Raw genomic sequence first — 21,079 nt, 5'->3', positions numbered from 1 at the left:
TGATCAAACCTGCGGCAGCCTTCGGGCGCCGCAGGTTTTTTTTCGTCGGGCGGCGGCGCTTACTGCACGTCGGGCGCCGCGATATTCGCTTTCGGACCGAGCACGCAGCGGTTGGCCTGGCAGCTGGCGCCGGGGGGCGAGACCATCGAGCAGGTGGACATGACCGCCTCGCGGACGTTGTCGGCGCGACGGGCGGCGGCATGTCGGGCCACCAGCTGCTTCAGGGCCGCGCCGTCGTCCTGCTTGCTGGACCAGGCAATATAGCTCTCCGGTCCGCCGCAAGCCTTGGCGCCGACACCGAGCGCGTGGCACTGGCTGCTGTTGTCGCAGACGGCGTTGGCGCTGGCGGCCTGGATCTGCTGCCACAGGCTGTCGATGGTCGCTGCCGACACCGCCGCAGCGGGGGGCGGATCGGCCGCAGGCGGCGCGCTGGCGCAGGCGCTGGTCATCAGCAACAGCAGGCCGGCCGATGCCAGGCGCGGTAACAAAAATGGTGTCATGGTGTGGCTCCTGGCTCGCTACGGTTTTTCGAGGTTCCCTGAATCGACAGGCGCGTTCAGCGGCTCGGTCAGGCGCGCCTTGCGGGCGACGCCGTCAGCGCCGAACAGGATGACGAAGTCGGCATACGCGGGCTGGCCGTCCTGGCCTGCTGCCTGACCGGCAGTGGCCGCCTGCGGATAGCGGTAGCGCCATACCTGCAGGCCGCTGTCGAAGCGTACCACGGTGGCCGGCCCCAGTCCGGCGCGTACGGCAGCCGTGCTGCCATAGCCGGGCGCCAGCGTGGTGACGGGCGCATCGTCCATGTAGTCGAAGGCCAGCAGCGTGTCGTCGGGCCAGGAACTGTCCCACAGCGGAGCGTAGTAGCTGCGGTCGAGCAGCACCTGGCAGTCGCAATACGGCAGCGTCTCCGGCGTTTGCTGGCCGCCCGCGTACAGCAGGTCGAACGGCAGGGCGGCGCGGCGCCCGCCGTGCTGCAGGGTGACGCCAAACACGGGGCGCTCGGCAAAGAACAGGTAGTTGCCGTCGGCCGCGCCGCACACGCGGTCGGGATCGGTCAGCAGACTGTCGAGCCAGGCAAACAGGTGGGCATTGTTCGACAGCAGGCCGGCCGCCACGCCCACCTGGCATTCAAGCCGCAGGTCGCCGAGCCGGCGCATGCCGGCCGGCACGCCCGGGCTGCGCACCTGGGCGCGCCAGGTCAGGGTGCTGGTCTTGCGGCTGGCCACCAGCGCGGCGTCCTGGTCCAGCGCGCGGGCGTCGCGCGGCAGGGTGAACGTGTGGTCGGGCGCCACCGCGACCGGCAGCGACATGGTGTCGCCGACCACGCGCAGCGTCATGCCATCGAGTTCGGTGGTGGACAGGCGCGGCAGCAGCTGGAAGCGCAGCGTGGCCTGCGGCGCCAGCGCATGCAGGCGCTCGAAACGGTCCATGCCGGCGACCATCTTGCGGTAGGACTTGTCCACCGGATCGCGGGTGGTGGCGACGACCACGCGCGCTGGCTGTGCGGCGGACGCGCCGGTGGTGTCGGCCGCCGCCGCAGCAGCCGCAGCAGGCGGCGTTTCGGTGTTTCGGGCGGCCTGCGGCGGCAGCGTGGCCTGGGCGGCGGCCCCGGGCGCCGGGCTGCAGACGGCCAGCGCGAGCAGCCATGCCGGCAATGTCGCCCACTGTTTCAACGATGTCGCTCCCGGCCCCGATGGCGGGCGGCGGCTGGCTAGCATGGTGTCCTCGGCGTGCAGATAAAGCGCGATGGTAGGGCAGCCGGGACCGGGATGGCGCACGGCAGGGCCTCCACTCAGTGCAGGATGTCGATGCGGGTCTTGCGCCCGCCGCGGTAGGTGTACAGGGTGACCGCCGGGTTGGCCAGGTCGCCGTAGCGGTCGAAGCCGATGGCGCCGGTCACGCCCTGGTACTTGATCCTGGCCAGCGCGGGCAGGTACTGCCTGGGCACGGCGCTGCCGGCGGCCTGCATCGCCGTGGCCAGCAGCATCACGGCGTCGTAGGCGTAGGGCGCATAGGTCTGCAGGGGCAGCTTGTAGCGCTGCTGGTAGCGGTCGACGAAGGCGCGGTAGCCGACGTCGTAGTTGCCGGTGACGCCGCCGGCCACGGCGCAGGTGACCTGGTTGTCGGCCATGGCGTCGCCGGCCAGTTGCGGCAGACGCTCGGCGCAGATGCCGTCGCCGCTGAGCAGGCGCACGTTCAGGCCCAGCGTTTTCATCTGCTTGAGCAGGGGGCCGGCCACTGCATCCATGCCGCCGAAAAAGATCAGGTCCGGCTGACGCGCCTTGATCTGGGTGAGGATGGCAGTGAAATCGGTGGCGCGGTCGGTGGTGTACTGGCGGCTGACCGCGTCCGCCGCCGTGCCTTGCGCACGCACGCCCTTGAGGAAGGCATCGACCAGGCCCTGGCCGAATGCGGTGCGGTCGTCGATGACCGCGATGCGGCGCGCCTTGAGCGTGTGCACCGCGTAGCGGCCCAGCACCTCGCCGATCTTGTTGTCATTGGCCACCAGCCGGAACGCGGTCTGGAAGCCCTGGCGCGTGTACAGCGGCGTGGTGGCGGCCGGCGTGATCTGCGGGATGCCGGCCGCAGCGTAGAGACGCGAGGCCGGCACGCTGGTGCCGGAATTGAGGTGCCCGACCACGCCGGCCACGTCGGCATCGACCAGCTTCTGCGCCACGGCCGTGCCCTGCTTGGGGTCGCCGCCGTCATCCTCGACCTGCAGCACGAACTGCACGTTGCGGCCGCCGATCTGCGGGCCGGTGGCGTTGAGATCGTCGATCGCCAGGCGGGCGCCGTTCTCGATGTCCTTGCCGAGGTGGGCGCTGGGACCGGACAGCGGCGCGGCGACGCCGATGCGGACCTGGTTCAGCGGCGCAGGCTCGGTCCTGTCCCGAGCCCTGGTCTGGGTCTGAGTCTGGGCCTGGGCCTGGATCGGCGCAGCCAGGCTGGCGGTGAGCACAAGGAGAAGCAGGCGCATGGGGATCCTGTAACGGTGAGGGCGGCGATAAACGGTGAGGGTGGCGTAATTGCCACAGATTGCCCGTCTCATTATGGCATGGCAGCGATTTTAAGCAGATGAGCTTGTTGCTTTTAAGTCTAGAATATTCGCAGACCAATATTTCAATGGAGGCGGCATGTCATTCCTGATTGTTCTTGCAGCACTAGGTTTCCTGATGCTGGCTGCGTACCGCGGTTACAGCGTCATCCTGTTCGCACCGCTGGCTGCGCTGGGCGCGGTGTTGCTCACCGACCCCGGCGCCGTGGCGCCGGTGTTCTCCGGCATCTTCATGGAAAAGCTGGTCGGTTTCGTCAAACTATACTTCCCCGTGTTCCTGCTCGGCGCCGTGTTCGGCAAGTTGATCGAGATTTCCGGCTTTTCCGAGTCCATCGTGGTGGCCGCCATCCGCTACATCGGCCGCACCCGTGCCAATGCCGTGGTGGTGCTGGTGTGCGCGCTGCTCACCTATGGCGGCGTGTCGCTGTTCGTGGTGGTGTTTGCCGTGTACCCGTTTGCCGCCGAGCTTTACCGGCAAAGCAATATTCCGAAGCGGCTGATGCCGGGCGCGATCGCGCTGGGCGCATTTTCGTTCACCATGGACACCCTGCCCGGGACACCGCAAATCCAGAACATCATCCCCACCACGTTTTTTAAGACCACGGGCTGGGCCGCGCCATGGCTGGGCGTGGTCGGCAGCATCGCCATGCTGACGGCGGGCCTGGTGTATCTCGAGTGGCGCCGCCGCACGGTGATGGCCACCGGTGAAGGCTATGGCGGCAGCGCCGGCGAGGCGGGCAACAAGCCGACCGCTGCGCGCAGCGGCTTGCCGCACCCGCTGCTGTCGATCGCGCCGCTGGTGCTGGTCGGCGTGGTCAACTTCGCGCTGACCAAGATGATCCCGCAGTGGTACGGCGACAGCTATGCACTGACCGGCGACGCCTTGCCCGGCCTGAAGTCGGCGATCAACCTGCCGATCAAGACCGTGATCGGCATCTGGGCCGTGGAAGGGGCGCTGTTGCTCGGTATCGTGTTCGTGCTGGTGACCGCCTTCAACCGCGTGCGCACCGCGTTTGCCGAGGGCACCAAGGCAGCCGTCGGCGGCGCCTTGCTGGCAGCGATGAATACCGCGTCCGAGTATGGCTTTGGCGGCGTGATCGCGGCCTTGCCCGGCTTCCTGGCCGTCAGCAGCGCCCTGAAAAGCGTGCCCGATCCGCTGGTCAATGCGGCCGTCTCGGTGACCACGCTGGCCGGCATCACCGGTTCCGCCTCGGGCGGCATGAGCATTGCGCTCGCTGCCATGTCGGACCAGTTCATCCGCGCAGCCGAGGCGGCGCAGATTCCGCTCGAGGTGCTGCACCGCGTGGTATCGATGGCCAGCGGCGGCATGGATACCTTGCCCCACAACGGCGCCGTGATCACGCTGCTGGCCGTCACCGGCCTGACCCACAAGCAGTCGTACGGCGAAATCTTCGGCATCACCGTGATCAAGACGCTGGCGGTGTTTTTCGTGATCGCGGTGTATTACCTGACCGGGCTGGTGTAGCCGGATACTGCCGCTGGCAGCGCGCGCAGTAAAAGCTGCGCCGCGCCGTCTTGCCCAGGTGGCCGCGCAAAAAGGCGATCTTGCAGCGCGGGCAGATTTTTTTCGTGTGCGCCAGCCAGTGCTGCTTGAGCGTCCCTTCCTTTTTCCAGCCCAGAAAATCGAAACTGTACTCGCGCGCCTGCGCCACCAGTTCGCGCAGCTTGGCCGGCGGGATGTCTCCCACCGTCGAGAGCGGATGCACGCGCACGCGGAACAGCACCTCGTTCTTGATGATGTTACCCACGCCGGCAAAAATGGTCTGGTCGAGCAGGGCGTCGCAGGCCAGCAGGTCCGGCTGGGCGCGCAGCTTTTTCAGCGCCAGCGGCGCCGACCAGGCATCGTTCATGACATCGGCGCGCCAGTCGTATTCGCTGTCGAGGTCGTCGGAAATGGTCTTGACCGCGCAGGTATAAAAATGCAGCGCGCTGCCGTCGTCGAAAAACAGGCTCAGGCGCGGCTTGGCGCGGTCCGCCGCCTTGGTCTCGTTGATCAGGTAGGTGCCGAACATCAGGAGGTGGATCCGCAGCGCGCGGTCGGCCAGTTTGATCAGGAAATGCTTGCCGAAGCTGCGCAGCGCCAGCACCGGCTGGCCGGCCAGTTCGTCCATCGCCACATCCTTGCTGCTGCCTGCGGCGCGGACGATGGTGCGGCCTGCAAACGCTGCGACCTGCTCGCGCAGGATGACGATCGATGGTCCTTCGGGCATGGCGCTCTCCACGGTCAACGAGTCACCGAGTGTGCGCCATGCAATTTGCGCGGGCTGTACGCTGGTGCACCGATGGGCGGTGCGGCGTGCCGGAGCTTGACTGCTGGCCGGCCGGTGCCGGTGGGCAGGCCGCACCCGTGGCCATGCTTGTCGCAGTCTGGGAGCCGCCCGCGCTCAGGCTGCCGACTGCTCCCGGATGAACCGCGATTCGGCCGACCACATGGCGCAGGCGCGCGCCAGCAGCGTCGCTTCGGCGTCGGCCAGCACGCCGTCGGCGTCGGCAATCGCCCACATCGCGCGCAGCAGGCGGCGGCGCAGGTCCGGTTCGGTAATCTCGGCCAGCAGGCTGTCGATGGTGGCCGGCGCCAGCTCCACGTGGCCCTGCTTGACCGAACTGGTGAGCAAGTCGTGGCACAGGTCTTCCAGCAGGCCGTGGAATGTGTCGATGTCGATCTCGATGTGTTCGAGCAGGTGGCTGCGGTTCAGCGCGCGCAGTTCCGACGGCGCCAGTGCGCCATCGACCACCATGGCCAGGGCCACGATGCGGCCAGCGGCGCTGGCGCTGTTTGCTTCGTAATGTCGCATGATGTGCTCCTTTCGATGCGCCGGGCGCTTGCCCGGCATGATTCAGTCATTACTTTTTGCGGGTGGCATACAGGCTGGCGATCACGCTGCCGGCAATCAGCACCGCCACCACGGTCAGCGAGATGTGCACCGGGATGTGCAGCCACGGCAGCAGCAACATCTTCAGACCGATGAAGCACAGCACCAGGGCCAGGCCGTACTTGAGCAGGTGGAAGCGGTCGGCCACGTCTGCCAGCAGGAAGTACAGCGCCCGCAAGCCCAGGATCGCAAACATGTTCGACGTGAACACGATGAACGGATCGGACGTGATCGCGAAGATCGCCGGGATCGAATCGACCGCGAAGATCAGGTCGGTCACCTCGATCAGGATCAGCACCAGGAACAGCGTGGTCACGTAGCGCTTGCCATCCTTGCTGACGATGAACTTCTCGCCATGGTCGGCTTCCGACACCGGCAGCACCTTGCGCGCCCATTTCAGGACCGGGTTGTTTTTCACGTCCGGTTCGTCATCGACCGCCTTCAGCATTTTCAGACCCGTGAACAGCAGGAAGGCGCCGAACACGTACAGGATCCACTTGAACTCGCTGACCACCCAGGCGCCGGCCAGGATCATCACGGCCCGCATCACGATCGCACCGAGCACGCCATAGATCAGCACGCGGCGCTGGTACTCGGCCTTGACGCCGAATGCGGTAAAGATCAGCAGGAAGATGAAGACGTTATCGACCGACAGCGCTTTCTCGATCAGGTAGCCGGACAGGAACTCGAGCGACTTTTGCTCGGCGATTTCCGGACCCACCGTGCCCTTCAGGTACCACCACAGGCCGGCGTTGAACAGCAGCGCCAGGCTGAACCAGCCCAGCGACCAGGCGCCGGCTTCCTTGATCGATACCTTGTGCGCCTTGTTGCCGCCGAAGACCCACAGGTCCAGCGCCAGCATCAGCAGCACGAAGGCCACGAAGCCGGCCCACATGGGTCCCGTGGCAATGTTTTGCAGTTCCGTCATAACGGTCCTCCTTGCATGAATATAGATGTATGTTGTCGATAACCCGTAGCCATGATACGAGCGCACGATTGTTCGTACAATTCGAATATACTTTAGCGAATCATCGAATAATTCGATGTGATTAAGACCTGGAGGCAGCATGGCGACCGGATCGGCCCTCAACTACAAGCATTTGCGCTATTTCTGGATGGTGGCGCGCAGCGGCAGCATCGCCAAGGCGGCCGAGCAGCTGCACCTGACGCCGCAGTCGATTTCGGGGCAGCTGAGCGAGTTTGCCGACGCGCTGGGCGTGGAACTGTTTCGCCGCGTCGGGCGGCGGCTGGAACTGACCGACACCGGCAGCCGCGTGCTGCGCCACGCCGAAGATATTTTCAGCGCCGGCGATGCGCTACTCGACGTGGTGCGCGACCAGTCGGCCACCAAGGCGGGCAGCTTCCGGATCGGGGTGTCCGATTCGGTATCGAAGGCGGTCGCGTGCCGGCTGGTGGCGCCGGCGCTGTCGCTGGCCGAACCGACGCGGCTGATCTGCCGCGAGGGGCGTCTGGCGGCGCTGCTGGCCGACATGGCCATCCACCGGCTCGACATGATCATCGCCGACCGCCCCATGCCCAGCCACCTGAGCGTGCGCGGCTACAACCACCTGCTCGGCGAGAGCGAACTCGGGGTGTTTGCCGCACCGGCGCTGGCGAGCACGCTCACTGGCGATTTTCCCGGCTGCCTGAACCAGATGCCCTTGCTGCTGCCGGGCGAAGACTTCGCCGTGCGCGCCAAGCTGATGCAGTGGCTGCACACCCACGTGCCGCGCCTGCACGTGGTGGGGGAGTTCGACGACAGCGCCATGATCAAGGCCTTCGGCGCCTCGGGCGCGGGCCTGTTCTTCGCCCCGCTGGCGATCGCCGAAACCCTGACCGACACCACCGACCGCGCGTCCGGCATGGTACTGGTGGGAACCATCCCGGCGCTGCGCGAGCAGGTCTACGCGATCACGACCGAACGCCGCCTCAGCCATCCCGCCACGCAGGCGATCAGCCAGGCGGCGCGGCAGACGTTTACGTCGTAGCGGCTACCTGGGTATCGGAGACGGCAGAGGAAAGCTTGCGGACCGCCTTACCATTGGTTGACCGTGTGCGATGGGAAGATGAGGGATCCGAAATAACGGCATTGACGAACGGAATAAATTTCTCGAAAACTAAATGAACAACTTGCGGGGCGTCCGCGTTATCCTGTCAAAATAAATTACCAATGAGGTGCGCCGTCGTGAGGAAAGCAGCTTATATACTGGCCGCATGCGCTGCTGCGTGGCTGGCCTGGCAGGGAGTCCGCGAGTTTGCCCAACCACAGTCTGCTGCTGAATCAACCGCAGCTTTGCCAGCGGTTCGCCAGACGCCGCGCAACGCGCGGCCGCAGCCGGTTGCCCAGGCCTTGATCCCGCCCGCGCCTGCTGTAACATCGATTGAAGACCGGGTCCATGCATTAGCTGCTTCCGGCACCCCCGAGCAGTACCTTGAGGCATTCCGGTTCATCGAAAAATGTCTTCAGCTCGAGCGCGATAAAGAGCTGGCGAACACCGAGCTTCACATCACCAAAACAGACCATGGAGACGAGGTCACGCTGCAAACCACCATGGTCGACAGCCAGGACATCGCAAAAATACGGCAGTCGTGCGCGGGCATGAGTGGCAGAACCAGGATGGACCGGTTCCAGCTGCTCAACTACGCACTGGACCATCATGTGGCTGGAGCGATGGGCATTTATATCTCGCAAGGTCCGAACGGGGATCGCAATGCCGTGCAGGAGCGCCCCGCCGATCCGTTGGTCGCCGAATGGCGCAAGCACGCGCTGGAAAAACTAAAAGCCGGAATCGCATCAGGGGATGTCGACGTGATGTTGTCCTCCACCGTCGATTTTGCCTTGTTAAATGAAGAGCCCAGCCCGTCGGACCGTTATGCGATTGAACTTGCCGCCAACAAGATTATTGGCGAGATCAACCATGACGATGGCATCTTTCCGAGAGCGCAAATCCAGGAATTGTCCAAAGCGCTGAGCCAGCAGCAGCAAGACGATGCGCTGGCCCATGCGGAACAGATCTACCTGAACTGGAAGCGGCGGCAGCACGGATAGACGTTACCAACCGCGTCACAGCGCCTTCGAACACAGCCGGAAATCCGGGTCGTCCTCGTAAGGCCGGATCTGGAAGCCCAGGCTGGCCATCAGTTTCAGCATGCCGCTGTTCTTCACCAGCACCAGGCCGTTGAGTTCCTTCAATCCTTTATCGCGCGCGACGTCCATGATGGCCAGCATCAGCCGCGTGCCCAGGCCCTGGCCGCTGAAGCGGTCGTCGACCACCAGCGAGAATTCGCCGCTGCTGTCGTCGGGGTTGGCGATGTAGCGCGACACGCCCAGGATGCGCTCGGCCTCGACGAAGCCGCCGTCGGCGCCCGGCGTGCGCAGCGTCTGTACCGCCACCAGCGCCATTTCGCGGTCGTAGTCGATCAGCGTGTACTTGGCCAGCATCGGCACCGACAGCTCGCGCAGCGACGAGGCGAAGCGGTAGTAGCGCGATTTTTCCGACAGTCCGCGCACGAACTCCTGCAGCATGAAGGCGTCGTCCGGCTGCACCGGGCGCAGCGTGTACAAACCGCTGCCGCGCAGCGGCCATTGCTGGGTGTACGCGGCCGGGTAGGGCAGGATGGCCAGGTGGTCGTACTTGTGGGCGGACGGCGGCGCGGCGTCGATGACGATGCGCGCATCGACCGCCAGCGCGCCGTACTCGTCGACGATGAGCGGGTTGATATCGACTTCGCGCAGCTGCGGCAGCTCGCACACCATTTCAGACACGCGCAGCAAGATGTGTTCGATCGCCTCGCGCTGGGCCGGCGGCGCGCCGCGCCATTCGCCGAGCGTGTCGGCAGCGCGCACGCGGCCGATCAGGCGCTGCGCCAGGAACTGGTTGAGCGGCGGCAGCTCGGTGGCGCGGTCGGCGATCAGTTCGATCATGGTGCCGCCGGCGCCAAAGCTGATTGCCGGTCCGAACAGGCGGTCGGTGGCGACACCGATGTACAGCTCGCGGCCATGGCGCTTGCCGGCCATCTTTTGCAGCGTGATGCCGTTGATCGCAGCGTCCGGGCGCAGGCGGCGCACGGTGGCCAGCATGTCGTCGTAGGTGTCGCGCACGCCGGCGGCGGTCAGCACGTTCAGCGCCACGCCTTGCACGTCCGATTTATGCACGATGTCGGGCGAATCGATCTTCATCGCCACCGGGTAGCCGAGCTGGCTGGCGATCAGCACCGCCTCGGTGGCGCTGCGCGCCAGCATGGTGGGCGTGATCGGGATGTGGAAGGCCGCCAGCAGCGCCTTCGACTCCATCTCGGTCAGCACCTTGCGCCGTTCGGCCAGCACGCTCTCGATCAGCAGGCGGGCGCCATCGAGGTCGGGGTCGGCCAGCTGCGACAGCGGCGGCGGGGTCTGGTGCAGCAGCTGCTGGTTCTGGTAGAACGAGGCGATATTGGAAAAGCCGTCAACCGCCGCCTCCGGTGTGCGGAAGGTGGCCAGGCCGGCCGTGTTGATCACCTGGCGCGCTTCGAGCACCTGGCTGTCGCCCATCCAGCAGGTCAGCAGCGGCTTGCCCAGGCCCGCGTTGAGGGCGCTGACGGCGCGCGCGACGCCGGCCGGGTCGCCGCCGAGCTTGGGCGAGTAGATCACCAGGATGCCGTCCACCTGGCTGTCGCGCGCGCAGGCCAGCACCGCTGCGCGGTAGGCGTCGGCACTGGCGTCCTCGCCGAGGTCGAGCAGGCTGGAGAGCGTCGCGTGCTCCGGCACCAGCGGCCGCAGCGCATCGACGCTGGTGGTGGACAGGTGCGCCAGCTGCAGGCCCAGCTCGTGGATCCAGTCGGCTGCCAGCACGCCGGGACCGCCCCCGTTGGTGACCACCGCCAGGCGCGGGCCCACGGGCCGGTAGCGCGAGGCCAGGCACTTGGCCGCCGAGAACAGCTGCACGAAGGACTTCACGCGGACCGCGCCGGTGCGGCGCAGCGCCGCATCGAACACCACGTCGCTGAGCACCATGGCGCCCGAGTGGGTCAGTGCCGCCTGCGAAGCGGCCGTGGCGTTGCCGGCCTTGAGCACGATCACCGGCTTGGTGTTGGCCGCGCCGCGCAAGGCGGACAAAAAGCGCCGCGCATGGGTCAGGCCTTCCATGCAGATGACGATGCTGTGGGTGGCCGGATCGGTGGCCAGGAAGTCCAGCGTCTGCGCCAGGTCCACCGCCGTATTGGGGCCGAGCGACACGACAGCCGATAAACCCACGGCGTTCTTGTCGGCCCAGTCGAGAATGGCGGTGGTGAGCGCGCCCGATTGCGAAATCAGCGCCAGGCTGCCGGGCCGCGCCAGCGGACCGGCCACGCTGACGTTCAGGTGCAGGCGCGGGCGCTGGTAGCCGAGGCAGTTGGGGCCGAGCAGGTGGATCTCGTGGCGCCTGGCGATGGCCACCAGCGCAGTCGCCAGCGCCGGCTCGACGCTCGACGACAGGATCAGCGCCGCCCGGCACTGGATGCGGCCCGCCACTTCGAGCGCGAACGTGAGCTGGTCGTGCGGCAGCGCGATCACGGCCAGGTCGGCGCGCGACTGCGCCAAGTCGGCCAGCGTACCGCTCATGCCAATGTCGAGATAGCTGACCGGACCGGTGAAGCCGCCTTGCTCGAGCTGCGCGCGGATGCTGCGTCCATAGGTCGTCTGGCTGTCCGGCTGGTCCTCGCGGCCGGCAAAGACGACGATGGACCGGGGGGCGAACAGCGGGGTAAGGTAGTGGGTATCCATGCGGCGATGATAGCGCATAAATTCGCGCGCCAAGCGCCAACGGCGGCGACGAAAAAAAGCCACCCCCGGGGTGGCAAAGGCGCTGCGGAGAGGGACTGCCGTAATTATTTCGGCATCAGCACGGTGTCGATCACGTGGATCACGCCATTGTCGGCGGCGATGTCGGTCTTGGTGACGTGGGCCTTGTCGACCATCACTGCGTCACCCTTGACGGCGACCTTGACCGAGGCGCCTTCCACCGTCTTGACGTTGCCCGGCTTGACATCGGCAGCCATCACCTTGCCCGGCACCACGTGGTAGGTCAGCACCTTGGTCAGGGCGGCCTTGTCCTTCAGCAGTGCGTCCAGCTTGGCTTTGGGGATCTTGGCGAACGCCGCATCGGTCGGGGCGAACACGGTGAACGGGCCCGGTCCCTTGAGGGTGCTTTCCAGGCCGGCTGCCTGCACTGCCGTGACCAGGGTGTTGAAGGAACCGGCCGCCTTTGCGGTATCGACGATGTCGGCTGCCTGGGCGGCGCCGAAGGCCATGGTGAACGCTGCTGCCATCAAAAATTTCTTCATTGTCCTGCTCCTCGGAGTCATGGTTGAACCGGCGTATGAACCGGCATGTGTGTCAATTTAACCATCGAAACGCCGTGTGTATACCGTGCTCTGCTAGGGTGTGCGTGAAGGGCGGTTCAAATTCGGTTCAGCTGCCACGAGATGCATGCTATTGCTGATGGGAAAACTGCGCGGTTTCGTTTAGACTGTGTGGTTGATCGCGTGGGCGTTTAACGTTTTTCGGAGAAAGTCATGGCAAGTGCAGCAGTTACGTTTGAGGCGGTTGCGGCAGCTGCCGCCGGTGTGCAGGCCAGCGGCCAACCGGTCACCATCGAGGCGGTCAGCGCAGCGCTGGATGCACCGGCGACCATTGCCGTGCACCAGCACCTGGCCGCCTGGCGCAGCACGCAGCCGCCAGCGCCCGTGCCGGCGCCCGAGCTGCCGGCCGACGTGCTTGCCGCGCTGACCGGCTGGGCCAGGCGATATGCGGACGAGGCGGGCGCCGCCAGCCGCGCCGGGCTGGCGCAAACCAGCAGCGACCTCGACGCCTTGCTCGACGCCAGCGCCGGGCTGGAAGCTGAGCGCGACGCCGTGACGGCCGCCCGCGACGAGGCGCTCGAGATCCTGGCCGAGCGCGATGAAACGATCGAGCGCCTGCAGGCCGAGCTGCGCAACGCGCGCCAGATCGCCACCGACGCCCTGGTGGGCAAGGCCAAGGACCAACTGGCCATCGAAGGCAAGGACAGCCAGCTGGCCGACCTGCGCCAGCAGCTGGAACGCAACGTGGCCGCCGCCGCCGCCGATTCCGACCGCCGCCTGGCCGCTGAAATGGAACTGGTCGGCGCCATCACTGCACGCGACAACTTCGCCGCCGAGATCCAGGAACTGCGGGCGCGCCTCGATGCGCGCCAGGTGCGTGGCGCGGGCTGACAGCCTGACAGCGCACCGCAAGGCCAAGATAACTCGCGCCATCAGCCTGGCAGCGCAACGCGACGACGAGACAACGCGAGCCGGCAGCCTGGCAGCGCACCGCGAAGAGGAGATAACGCGCGCCAGCAGCCTGGCAGCGCCCGGCACGGACCAGCCTCGTGGCGTGCCTGTGCCACCACATCACGCCTGCGTGCGGCAGGACGCACAGGCGGGCAGTTGGCGGATGCGTCCGCGCGCCGAACCATGGTCAAATCGCCGTACTCAATCGATACGGGAGCGACCATGAAACACACACTGAAAGTTGGCGACAAGGTGCAATGGACGTCGTCGCAGGGCACGGTGCACGGCACCATCAAGAAAAAGCTGACAGCGCCGACCGACATCAAGGGCCATCACGTGGCGGCCTCGGCCGAACATCCCGAGTACCTGGTGGTCAGCGACAAGACCGGCGCCGAAGCAGCGCACAAGGCCGATGCGCTGAAAAAGGCGTAACCGCCACCGTCGGCCGCTGGCCTGCTGCAGCCGCGGACACTACAGGGCGCCGGCAGCTCAGCCGGCGACCGGGGCCGCGCACTTGCCGGCCCGCCGGCACCGCTCCGAGCAATACCGCACCTGCGCCCAGTCGCGTTCCCATTTCTTGCGCCACGTAAAAGGCAACTGGCAGTGCGCGCACAGCTTGGTCGGCAAATCGGATTTCTTGCGCATCTTGACCATGGCGGGCTCCGGGTCTAGCCGAGTTCTTTTTCCAGGAATTGTTCGAGCCCTTCGAGCGACTTGCCCTTGGTTTCCGGTAAGCAGGTCGCAACGAACATCAGCGACATCACGTTAATGCCGGCGAATACGAAGAACGTCGAGCTGCCGAACTGCGCCATGGCGATCGGGAACAGCAGCGCCACCAGGCCGTTGAACACCCACTGGCACGCCACGGCGGTGCCGGTCAGCAAGCCCCGCACGTGCATCGGGAACAGTTCCGACATCAGCAGCCAGTACACGGGCGAGATCAGCATCTGCATGAACAGCAGGAAGCACAGGATGCACGCCAGCGCCGCGTAGCTTTTCAACAGCCCCTCGGGCATCAGCAGCAGCACGGCGCCGAGCGCAGCCTGGGTGGTCACCACGAAGCCCAGGCCGGTCAGCAGCATCGGCCGGCGGCCGTGTTTGCCGATCAGCCAGATGCCGATGAAGGTGGCGATCAGCGCCACCACGCCATTGCCGATGGTGGCCGTCAGCGCGGCATTGGTGCCCAGGCCGGTCGATTTGAGGATAATCGGCGTGAAATACATGAAGGCATTGACACCGGTGAACTGGGCCACGAAGCCGAGCCCGATGCCGATCAACAGCAGCTTGCGGATCCACGGCGTACCCATCACGGCCGACCAGCCGGCCTGGTCGCGGTCGATCTCGTTGAGCTTGACCATCTCGTCGAGCTCTTTTTCGATTTGCTTGTCGCTCGAACGGATTTTTTCCAGGACCGCGCGCGCTTCGTCCATCCGGTTCTTGCTGGCCAGCCAGCGCGGCGACGGCGGCACCATCAGCATGCCCAGTCCCAGCAGGACGGCGGGCACCGCCGCAATCGCCAGCATGTAGCGCCAGACATCGGGCGACCCGTAGAAATGGGCCAGCGCCGCATTGAGGATGTAGGCGATCAACTGGCCGCTGACGATCATCAGCTCGTTCTGGCTGACCAGCCGGGCGCGCCGGCTGGGGCCGGCCATCTCGGCGATAAAGACCGGCACCGTGGACGAGGCGCCGCCGACTGCCAGCCCGAGCACGAAGCGCATCACGGCCATGACCGCGACCGATGGCGCAAACGTCGTGCCCAGCACGCCGATCAGGAACACCAGCGACAAGCCCATCAGCGTGGTGCGGCGGCCGTACCGGTCGGACAGCTTGCCGGCCATCAGCGAACCGATGGCAGCGCCAAACACCAGCGCCGACGTTACCACGCCGTCGGTAAACGGCGTCAGGCCCAGTCCGCCCTGGTCCAGCGGCGCGCTCATGAAGGGCAGGGCGCCCGAAATCACGCCGGTGTCGTAACCGAAGGCCAGCGCGCCCATGGTGGCGGCAATGGCCACCTTGAAGACGAAGCGGCTTTCTTTGGTGTCCGGCGGCGACGCAGTGGCGGCCGGTGCTGAAGGGGGCGGCATGGGGGATCCTGGCAGTTCTTGAAATTTGTCACATGCACAATAAAAGAAAAGGCCACGGATGTAAGTGCGGTAGCGGACATAGCAGGGATGAACCTGGTTTTGGTGTACGGCCGCGCGCTATCGGAGTTCCTTTTGATAAAAAAACTGGATTATAGTTGCGAGAGTTTTAACGAGGAGACCCTCATGAAATCCGCAGTCAAGACCATCATGCTGTCGATCGCCGCCGTGACAGCCTTGTGCACGAGCCAGGTGGCATCCGCCGCCACCTATACTTACGAATTCACCTGGTCGGGCGACAATCCGTACGGTGCGCCGCCGGCGCAGCCCAGCACGGCCAGGGCGTTTGCGACCGTGGTCGTCGACATGCCATCTGTCGATGGCCTGTTCAGCATGGACCGCATAAAAAGTCTTTCGATGACCGTGCAGGGCACCAGGACCGGCGACGGCCTCTATACCAAGTCCGACTACCACGATTTTTACGTGGCCTACCGCCAGGCGCCGGTGCTGGAGTTCCAGCAGCGCTACGAGCTGTCGAGCTTTGAAGTCTACGGCGTGGCATTCTTCTCGAACGGCAGGGGCGCGCCGAACAACGTTGCCATCGATACCATGGTCAGCGGGCCGTCCGGCGCGCTCGGCGACATGCTGTACCTGACCTCCGAACACGTGACCTGGACCGGCCGCGTCGCCCCGGTGCCGGAACCGGAAACCTATGCCATGCTGATGGCCGGGCTGGGACTGATCGCGTATGCCGCGCGCAAGCGCCGTGGTGGCGCTGCCTGAAAGGCACTGCTTCCCGGTGCTCGGGTACCGATTCGCACAAACAAAAACGCCACCCGAAGGTGGCGTTTGGCAATTCTTGGTGGCCCGGGGCGGAATCGAACCACCGACACAAGGATTTTCAATCCTCTGCTCTACCAACTGAGCTACCAGGCCAAGGACCAGAATTATAGCAGGCTGCCAAAAAAGCGCAAGCGTCAATTTCTGTTGCGGACAAACGCTATAATGGCCCAATGAATAAATCCACGTCCCCGTCCGCCTCCGCGCTGTGCGCCGAGATTTGCATCGTCGGCAATGGTGCGATTGCCAAGACCACGGCGCTGGGCCTGGCGAATGCCGGCCTCCAGGTGATACTGCTGGGGCCAGCGGCGTCGCCCGCCTCGTCGATCCCGTCGATCTCGCCCACGCCGGCAGCGCCGGACGCAGGCTGGGACGTGCGCGTGTATGCGCTCAATCATACGGCGCAGCGGCTGCTGGCGTCGCTGAAGGTGTGGGGCGCACTCGATGCGGCGCGCGTGACGCCGGTCGATGCGATGCTGGTCCATGGGGACGGCCCCCGCCCAGGGGGCCTGGCGTTCGACGCCTACGGCGCCCATGCCGATACCCTGGCCTGGATACTGGAAGAGCGCAACCTGAACCAGGCGCTCGACGCGGCGCTGCGCTTCGCGCAGAACGTCACCGTCGTCGGCGGCCGCGCCACCGGTCTGCAGCGCGGCGACGAGCACGCCACCGTGACCCTGGCCGATGGCAGCAGTATCGCGGCGCAGCTGGTGGTGGGCGCCGATGGCGCCGAGTCGTGGGTGCGCGGTCAGTGCGATATCGGTCTCGATTACCGCAGCTACGGCCAGCGCGGCGTGGTCGCCAATTTTGCCTGCGAAAAGCCGCACCATGGCGCCGCGCATCAGTGGTTCACGGGCGAAGAGGGCATTGTCGCGCTGCTGCCGCTGGCCGGCAACCAGGTCTCGCTGGTATGGTCGGCGCCCGAGGCGCTGGCCGATACGCTGCGCGCCGAATCGGCGCAGCAGATTGCCGACCGCCTGGCCGTCTACGCGGCCGACAAGCTCGGTGCGCTCACACCGTTGCAACCGGAACTGGTGCGCGATTTCCCGCTGCGCCTGATCCGGCCGCACACCATGACCGCGCCGCGCGTGGCGCTGGTCGGCGACGCCGCCCACGTGGTGCACCCGATGGCCGGCCACGGCATGAACCTGGGCTTCGGCGACGTCGCCCAGCTGGTCGAGACACTGGCCGGGCGCGAGCCGCAGCGCGGCGTCGGCGATGCGCGCGTGCTGGCCCGTTACGAACGCGCGCGCAAGGAAGACGTGCTGCTCATGCAGGTCACCACCGACGGCCTGGCGCGCCTGTTCGGCGCCGGCGCCGAGCCGCTGCGCGTGGTGCGCAACCTCGGCATGGATTTGCTCGACAAGATACCGGCGCTCAAGCGCCGCCTGATTTCGCACGCCATGGGCAAGTGATTGTCCTGAAGTGATTGTTCTGATCGATTGGAGAAGTGATGAGAAAGAGTAAGCTGGCCCTGGTAGTGTTGTCGGTGTTGCTGGCCTCGTGCGGCAACGCGCAGGACGCGCAGAAGGCGCCGTCGGAGGAAGCGATCCGCAAGCTGGTCGAGCCGCGCCTGGGCGAGGGCGTCAAAGTCGATTCGGTGAAAGCCACGCCGTACAGCGGCCTGTATGAAATCCGCATGGGCAACGACATCCTGTACACGGACAAAACCGGCACCTATGTGTTCAACGGCCATATCTTCAACCTCACCAACGGCGTCGATCTCACGCGCGAACGCATCGACGAGCTGACCCGCGTGAAGTTTTCCGATCTGCCGCTCGACAAGGCGCTCAAGACCGTCAAGGGCAACGGCGCGCGCGTGATCGCCGTGTTCGAGGACCCGAACTGCGGCTACTGCAAGCAGTTCCGCAAGACCACGCTGACCGAGATCGACAACGTCACCGTGTACACCTTCCTGTACAACATCCTGCGCGAAGACTCGTTTACCAAGTCGGCCGGGGTCTGGTGCGCGTCCGACCGCAACAAGGCCTGGGACGACTGGATGGTGAACGGCAAGCTGCCGCCGGCAGCGCCGGCATCGTGCACCACGCCGAACCAGGAAATCGTCGCGCTGGGCCGCAAGCTCGGCGTCAGCGGCACCCCGACCATCATCTTTACCGACGGTTCGCGCCTGCCCGGCGCGGTCGATACCCGGACCCTGGAAGCGAAGTTCGCCAAATTAAAATAACCGTGCAGCCACTGTCCGTCCTCCGGGAGATTCTCACATGATCACATTGAACATCAACGGCAAGGACGTACAAGTCGATGCCGATCCATCGACGCCGGTACTGTGGGCGCTGCGCGATAACCTGAACATGACCGGCACCAAGTTCGGCTGCGGCGCGGCGCTGTGCGGCGCCTGCACCGTGCACCTGGCCGGCGAGCCGGTGCGCTCGTGCGTGCTGCCGATTTCGGCTGCCGCGGGCCAGCCGATCACCACCATCGAGGCCATGGCCTCCGACAAGATCGGCAAGGCCGTGCAGGATGCCTGGGTCAAGCTCGACGTGCCGCAGTGCGGCTATTGCCAGAGCGGGCAGATCATGAGCGCGACCGCGCTGCTGCGCACCAATAAAAAGCCGAGCGACGCCGATATCGACAACGCCATGAGCGGCAATATCTGCCGCTGCGGCACCTACCAACGCATCCGCGCCGCCATCAAGGACGCCGCCAGCACCATCGCCTGAGGGGACACGCATGCGTACAGAATGGATCGACAGCGACAGCATGGCGGCTGCACTGGCCACGGCGCAGGCGTCAGCGCCGGCTGGCGTCTCGCGCCGCGGCTTCATGAAGACCGGCGCTGCGGCCGGCACTGGCCTGGTGCTGGGCTTTTTCATGCCCGGCGCCGGCCGTTTCGCCAGCGCCCAGCAGGCGCCCGCCAAGGTGGTGGAACCGAACGCCTTCCTGCACATCGCCCCGGACAACACGGTGACGGTGCAGGTCAACCGGCTGGAATTCGGCCAGGGCGTGCAGACGGCAATGCCGATGCTGATCGCCGAGGAACTCGACGCCGACTGGACCAAGGTCCATGGCGCGCTGGCGCCGGCCGGCGAGCAGTACAAGGATCCGGCGTTCGGCATCCAGATCACCGGCGGCTCGGGCAGCATCGCCCATTCGTACACGCAGTACCGCGAAATCGGCGCCAAGGCGCGCGCCATGCTGGTGGCCGCCGCGGCCGAACAATGGAACGTGGCGCCGGCCCAGGTCAAGGCCGCCAACGGCGTGCTGACCGGCCCTGCCGGCCAGCGCGCCACCTTCGGCGCCATGGCCGATGCCGCCATGCGGCAGCCGGTGCCGGCCACGGTCACGCTCAAGGACCCGAACGATTTTAAACTGATCGGCAAGCCGGTCGGGCGCCTGGATGCCCGCCGCAAGGCCACCGGTACCCAGCAGTTCGGCATGGACTTCAAGGCGCCCGACAGCAAGGTCGCCCTGGTGGCGCGTCCGCCCGTGTTCGGCGCCAGGGTGGGCAAGCTCGACGCCAGCAAGGCCCAGGCGGTCAAGGGCGTGCTGGCCGTGCTGGAAGTGCAGACCGACCGTGGCGGCAGCGGCGTGGTGGTGGTGGCCGACGGCTACTGGCCGGCCAAGATGGGCCGCGATGCGCTGGTCATCGACTGGGATGCCAGCGCGGTGGAAAAGGTCAGCAGCGCGCAGCAGCTGGCAGACTTCAAGGCGCTGGCGCAACAGCCGGGCGTCCCGGCGCGCCGTGCAGACACCGCGAAGCTGGCGACCGCACCGAAAAAAATCCACGCCGTCTATGAATTCCCCTACCTGGCGCACGCGCCGATGGAGCCGCTCAACTGCGTGGTCGATCTGCACGCGGACGGCTGCACCGTGTGGGCCGGCAGCCAGTTCCAGACCGTGGACCAGGGCGCGATTGCCGCCACGGCCGGCCTGAAACCGGAGCAGGTGGTGCTGAACACGATGACGGCCGGCGGCGGTTTCGGCCGCCGCGGCGTGCCCACGTCCGACTACCTGGTCGAAGCAGTCAACGTCGCCAAGGTGTGGCGCGCGGCCGGCAGGACCGAGCCGGTCAAGGTGGTGTGGAGCCGCGAGGACGATATCAAGGGCGGTTACTACCGGCCGTCGCACGTGCACCGCGCCGACATCGGTCTCGACGCGAACGGCCATATCGTCGCCTGGGACCACGTGATCGTCGGCCAGTCGATTGCTGCCGGCACCATGTTCGAAGGCATGATGATCAAGAACGGCGTCGATGCCACCATGGTCGAAGGCATGGGCGAGCCGTACGACGTGCCGCTCAACCTGAGCGCCCACATCGCCAAGGCCAATGTGCCGGTGCTGTGGTGGCGCTCGGTCGGCTCCACCCACACCGCCTACGTGATGGAGACGCTGATCGACGAGGCCGCGCATGCGGCCAGGATGGACCCGGTGGCCTACCGCAAGAAGATCATCGGTAAAAAAGGCCGGCGCCACCTTGCCGCGCTGGACCTGGCCGTGGCCAAATCGGGCTACGGCAAGAAGACGCTGCCCAAGGGCCAGGCCTGGGGCGTGGCCGTGCACGAATCGTTCAACACCGTGGTCGCCTACGTGGTGGTGGCGTCGGTCAAAGATGGCGCGCCGAAGCTGCACAAGGTGACGGCCGGCGTGCATTGCAACACTGCCGTCAACCCGCTCACGATCGAGGCGCAGGTGCAGGGCGCAGCGCTGATGGGCCTGGGCATGACCGTGCCCGGCGCCGCCATCACGCTCAAGGACGGCGTGGTCGAGCAGCAGAACTTCAGCGATTACGCGGTCGCGCGCATGACCGACATGCCGATCATCGAGGTCCACATCGTGCCGTCCACCGAGGCGCCGACCGGCATGGGCGAGCCGGGTTTGCCGCCGCTGGCGCCGGCGTTTGCCAACGCGCTGTTCCAGCTCACCGGCAAGCGCCTGCGCAAGCTGCCGTTCGACCTGGCGTCGGCGTAAGT

20 protein-coding genes and 1 tRNA gene are annotated in these 21,079 nt (G+C 66.1%); 10 read left to right on the top strand and 11 right to left on the bottom strand.

What is annotated here, in order from left to right; all coding sequences use genetic code 11:
* Positions 1–59: 59 nt before the first annotated feature.
* The 3 genes from ASF61_RS17035 to ASF61_RS17025 form a co-directional block, all read right to left on the bottom strand.
* Complete coding sequence (locus tag ASF61_RS17035) at positions 60–500, bottom strand: hypothetical protein (RefSeq protein WP_056158395.1); 441 nt, start codon at positions 498–500, stop codon at positions 60–62.
* Positions 501–518: 18 nt separating this feature from the next.
* Positions 519–1,673 carry a hypothetical protein gene (locus ASF61_RS17030; protein WP_229205899.1) on the bottom strand — a complete coding sequence of 385 codons (1,155 nt, stop codon included), beginning with the start codon at positions 1,671–1,673 and terminating at the stop codon, positions 519–521.
* Between the two features lie 119 nt (positions 1,674–1,792).
* Positions 1,793–2,977 (bottom strand): branched-chain amino acid ABC transporter substrate-binding protein, encoded by a 1,185-nt coding sequence (locus ASF61_RS17025; RefSeq protein ID WP_056158392.1) that lies wholly within the window; start codon positions 2,975–2,977, stop codon positions 1,793–1,795.
* Between the two features lie 157 nt (positions 2,978–3,134).
* Here ASF61_RS17025 and ASF61_RS17020 point away from each other — a divergent pair, with 157 nt between their 5' ends.
* Positions 3,135–4,541: a GntP family permease gene (locus tag ASF61_RS17020; protein WP_056158389.1), complete on the top strand. Its 1,407-nt coding sequence runs from the start codon at positions 3,135–3,137 to the stop codon at positions 4,539–4,541.
* Here the strand turns inward: ASF61_RS17020 and ASF61_RS17015 are convergent.
* From ASF61_RS17015 to ASF61_RS17005, 3 genes are all read right to left on the bottom strand, one after another.
* Positions 4,483–5,286, bottom strand: coding sequence for a DNA-formamidopyrimidine glycosylase family protein (locus ASF61_RS17015; RefSeq protein ID WP_056158386.1), 804 nt, complete (start codon positions 5,284–5,286; stop codon positions 4,483–4,485). The two genes, ASF61_RS17020 and ASF61_RS17015, sit on opposite strands and share 59 nt — an antisense overlap.
* A 174-nt stretch (positions 5,287–5,460) precedes the next feature.
* Positions 5,461–5,871 carry a TerB family tellurite resistance protein gene (locus ASF61_RS17010; RefSeq protein ID WP_056158384.1) on the bottom strand — a complete coding sequence of 137 codons (411 nt, stop codon included), beginning with the start codon at positions 5,869–5,871 and terminating at the stop codon, positions 5,461–5,463.
* Positions 5,872–5,920: 49 nt separating this feature from the next.
* The gene (locus tag ASF61_RS17005) at positions 5,921–6,877 is read right to left on the bottom strand and encodes a TerC family protein (RefSeq protein ID WP_056158381.1); all 957 of its coding nucleotides are present in this window, start codon (positions 6,875–6,877) and stop codon (positions 5,921–5,923) included.
* Positions 6,878–7,016: 139 nt separating this feature from the next.
* On the opposite strand from ASF61_RS17005, the gene ASF61_RS17000 reads away from it, so the two are divergent.
* Both ASF61_RS17000 and ASF61_RS16995 read left to right on the top strand, forming a co-directional pair.
* Positions 7,017–7,937 carry a LysR family transcriptional regulator gene (locus ASF61_RS17000; RefSeq protein ID WP_056158375.1) on the top strand — a complete coding sequence of 307 codons (921 nt, stop codon included), beginning with the start codon at positions 7,017–7,019 and terminating at the stop codon, positions 7,935–7,937.
* 197 nt (positions 7,938–8,134) lie between these two features.
* Positions 8,135–8,998: a hypothetical protein gene (locus tag ASF61_RS16995; protein WP_156369622.1), complete on the top strand. Its 864-nt coding sequence runs from the start codon at positions 8,135–8,137 to the stop codon at positions 8,996–8,998.
* 15 nt (positions 8,999–9,013) lie between these two features.
* On the opposite strand, the gene ASF61_RS16990 is transcribed toward ASF61_RS16995, so the two are convergent.
* Together ASF61_RS16990 and ASF61_RS16985 are read right to left on the bottom strand one after the other, a co-directional pair.
* Positions 9,014–11,692 carry a bifunctional acetate--CoA ligase family protein/GNAT family N-acetyltransferase gene (locus ASF61_RS16990; RefSeq protein ID WP_056158948.1) on the bottom strand — a complete coding sequence of 893 codons (2,679 nt, stop codon included), beginning with the start codon at positions 11,690–11,692 and terminating at the stop codon, positions 9,014–9,016.
* 104 nt (positions 11,693–11,796) lie between these two features.
* Complete coding sequence (locus ASF61_RS16985; RefSeq protein ID WP_056158368.1) at positions 11,797–12,252, bottom strand: fasciclin domain-containing protein; 456 nt, start codon at positions 12,250–12,252, stop codon at positions 11,797–11,799.
* A 231-nt stretch (positions 12,253–12,483) separates the two neighbouring features.
* Between ASF61_RS16985 and ASF61_RS16980 the strand changes: the two genes are divergently transcribed.
* Positions 12,484–13,161, top strand: a complete 678-nt coding sequence (locus ASF61_RS16980) for a DNA-binding protein (RefSeq protein WP_056158363.1) — start codon at positions 12,484–12,486, stop codon at positions 13,159–13,161.
* Between the two features lie 282 nt (positions 13,162–13,443).
* Positions 13,444–13,653 carry a DUF2945 domain-containing protein gene (locus ASF61_RS16975; protein WP_056158361.1) on the top strand — a complete coding sequence of 70 codons (210 nt, stop codon included), beginning with the start codon at positions 13,444–13,446 and terminating at the stop codon, positions 13,651–13,653.
* Positions 13,654–13,710: 57 nt separating this feature from the next.
* On the opposite strand, the gene ASF61_RS22955 is transcribed toward ASF61_RS16975, so the two are convergent.
* Positions 13,711–13,875 (bottom strand): DUF2256 domain-containing protein, encoded by a 165-nt coding sequence (locus ASF61_RS22955; RefSeq protein ID WP_082491774.1) that lies wholly within the window; start codon positions 13,873–13,875, stop codon positions 13,711–13,713.
* Between the two features lie 14 nt (positions 13,876–13,889).
* Positions 13,890–15,308: a sugar porter family MFS transporter gene (locus ASF61_RS16970; protein WP_056158357.1), complete on the bottom strand. Its 1,419-nt coding sequence runs from the start codon at positions 15,306–15,308 to the stop codon at positions 13,890–13,892.
* A 183-nt stretch (positions 15,309–15,491) separates the two neighbouring features.
* Between ASF61_RS16970 and ASF61_RS23805 the strand changes: the two genes are divergently transcribed.
* Positions 15,492–16,088: a PEP-CTERM sorting domain-containing protein gene (locus tag ASF61_RS23805; RefSeq protein ID WP_056158353.1), complete on the top strand. Its 597-nt coding sequence runs from the start codon at positions 15,492–15,494 to the stop codon at positions 16,086–16,088.
* A 77-nt stretch (positions 16,089–16,165) separates the two neighbouring features.
* On the opposite strand, the gene ASF61_RS16960 is transcribed toward ASF61_RS23805, so the two are convergent.
* Positions 16,166–16,241, bottom strand: a tRNA-Phe gene (locus tag ASF61_RS16960).
* Between the two features lie 77 nt (positions 16,242–16,318).
* Here ASF61_RS16960 and ASF61_RS16955 point away from each other — a divergent pair.
* From ASF61_RS16955 to ASF61_RS16940, 4 genes are read left to right on the top strand one after another with little or no spacing between them, the layout of a single operon-like run.
* Entirely contained in the window at positions 16,319–17,560 is a 1,242-nt protein-coding gene (locus tag ASF61_RS16955) for an FAD-dependent monooxygenase (RefSeq protein ID WP_056158349.1), read from the top strand.
* Positions 17,561–17,598: 38 nt separating this feature from the next.
* A complete protein-coding gene (locus ASF61_RS16950; protein ID WP_056158347.1) occupies positions 17,599–18,333 on the top strand; it encodes a DsbC family protein in 735 nt (244 codons plus the stop codon).
* Positions 18,334–18,370: 37 nt separating this feature from the next.
* A complete protein-coding gene (locus ASF61_RS16945; protein ID WP_056158344.1) occupies positions 18,371–18,829 on the top strand; it encodes a (2Fe-2S)-binding protein in 459 nt (152 codons plus the stop codon).
* A 10-nt stretch (positions 18,830–18,839) separates the two neighbouring features.
* On the top strand, positions 18,840–21,077 hold the full coding sequence (locus ASF61_RS16940) for a xanthine dehydrogenase family protein molybdopterin-binding subunit (protein WP_056158341.1): 2,238 nt from the start codon (positions 18,840–18,842) through the stop codon (positions 21,075–21,077).
* The last annotated feature ends 2 nt before the right edge of the window (positions 21,078–21,079 follow it).

This window comes from Duganella sp. Leaf126 (genome assembly GCF_001423125.1).
In the GTDB taxonomy this organism is placed as follows: Bacteria; Pseudomonadota; Gammaproteobacteria; order Burkholderiales; family Burkholderiaceae_D; genus Rugamonas.
The sequence above is the reverse complement of the archived record's forward strand: the minus strand, read 5'-3'. Positions and strand labels throughout refer to the sequence as shown.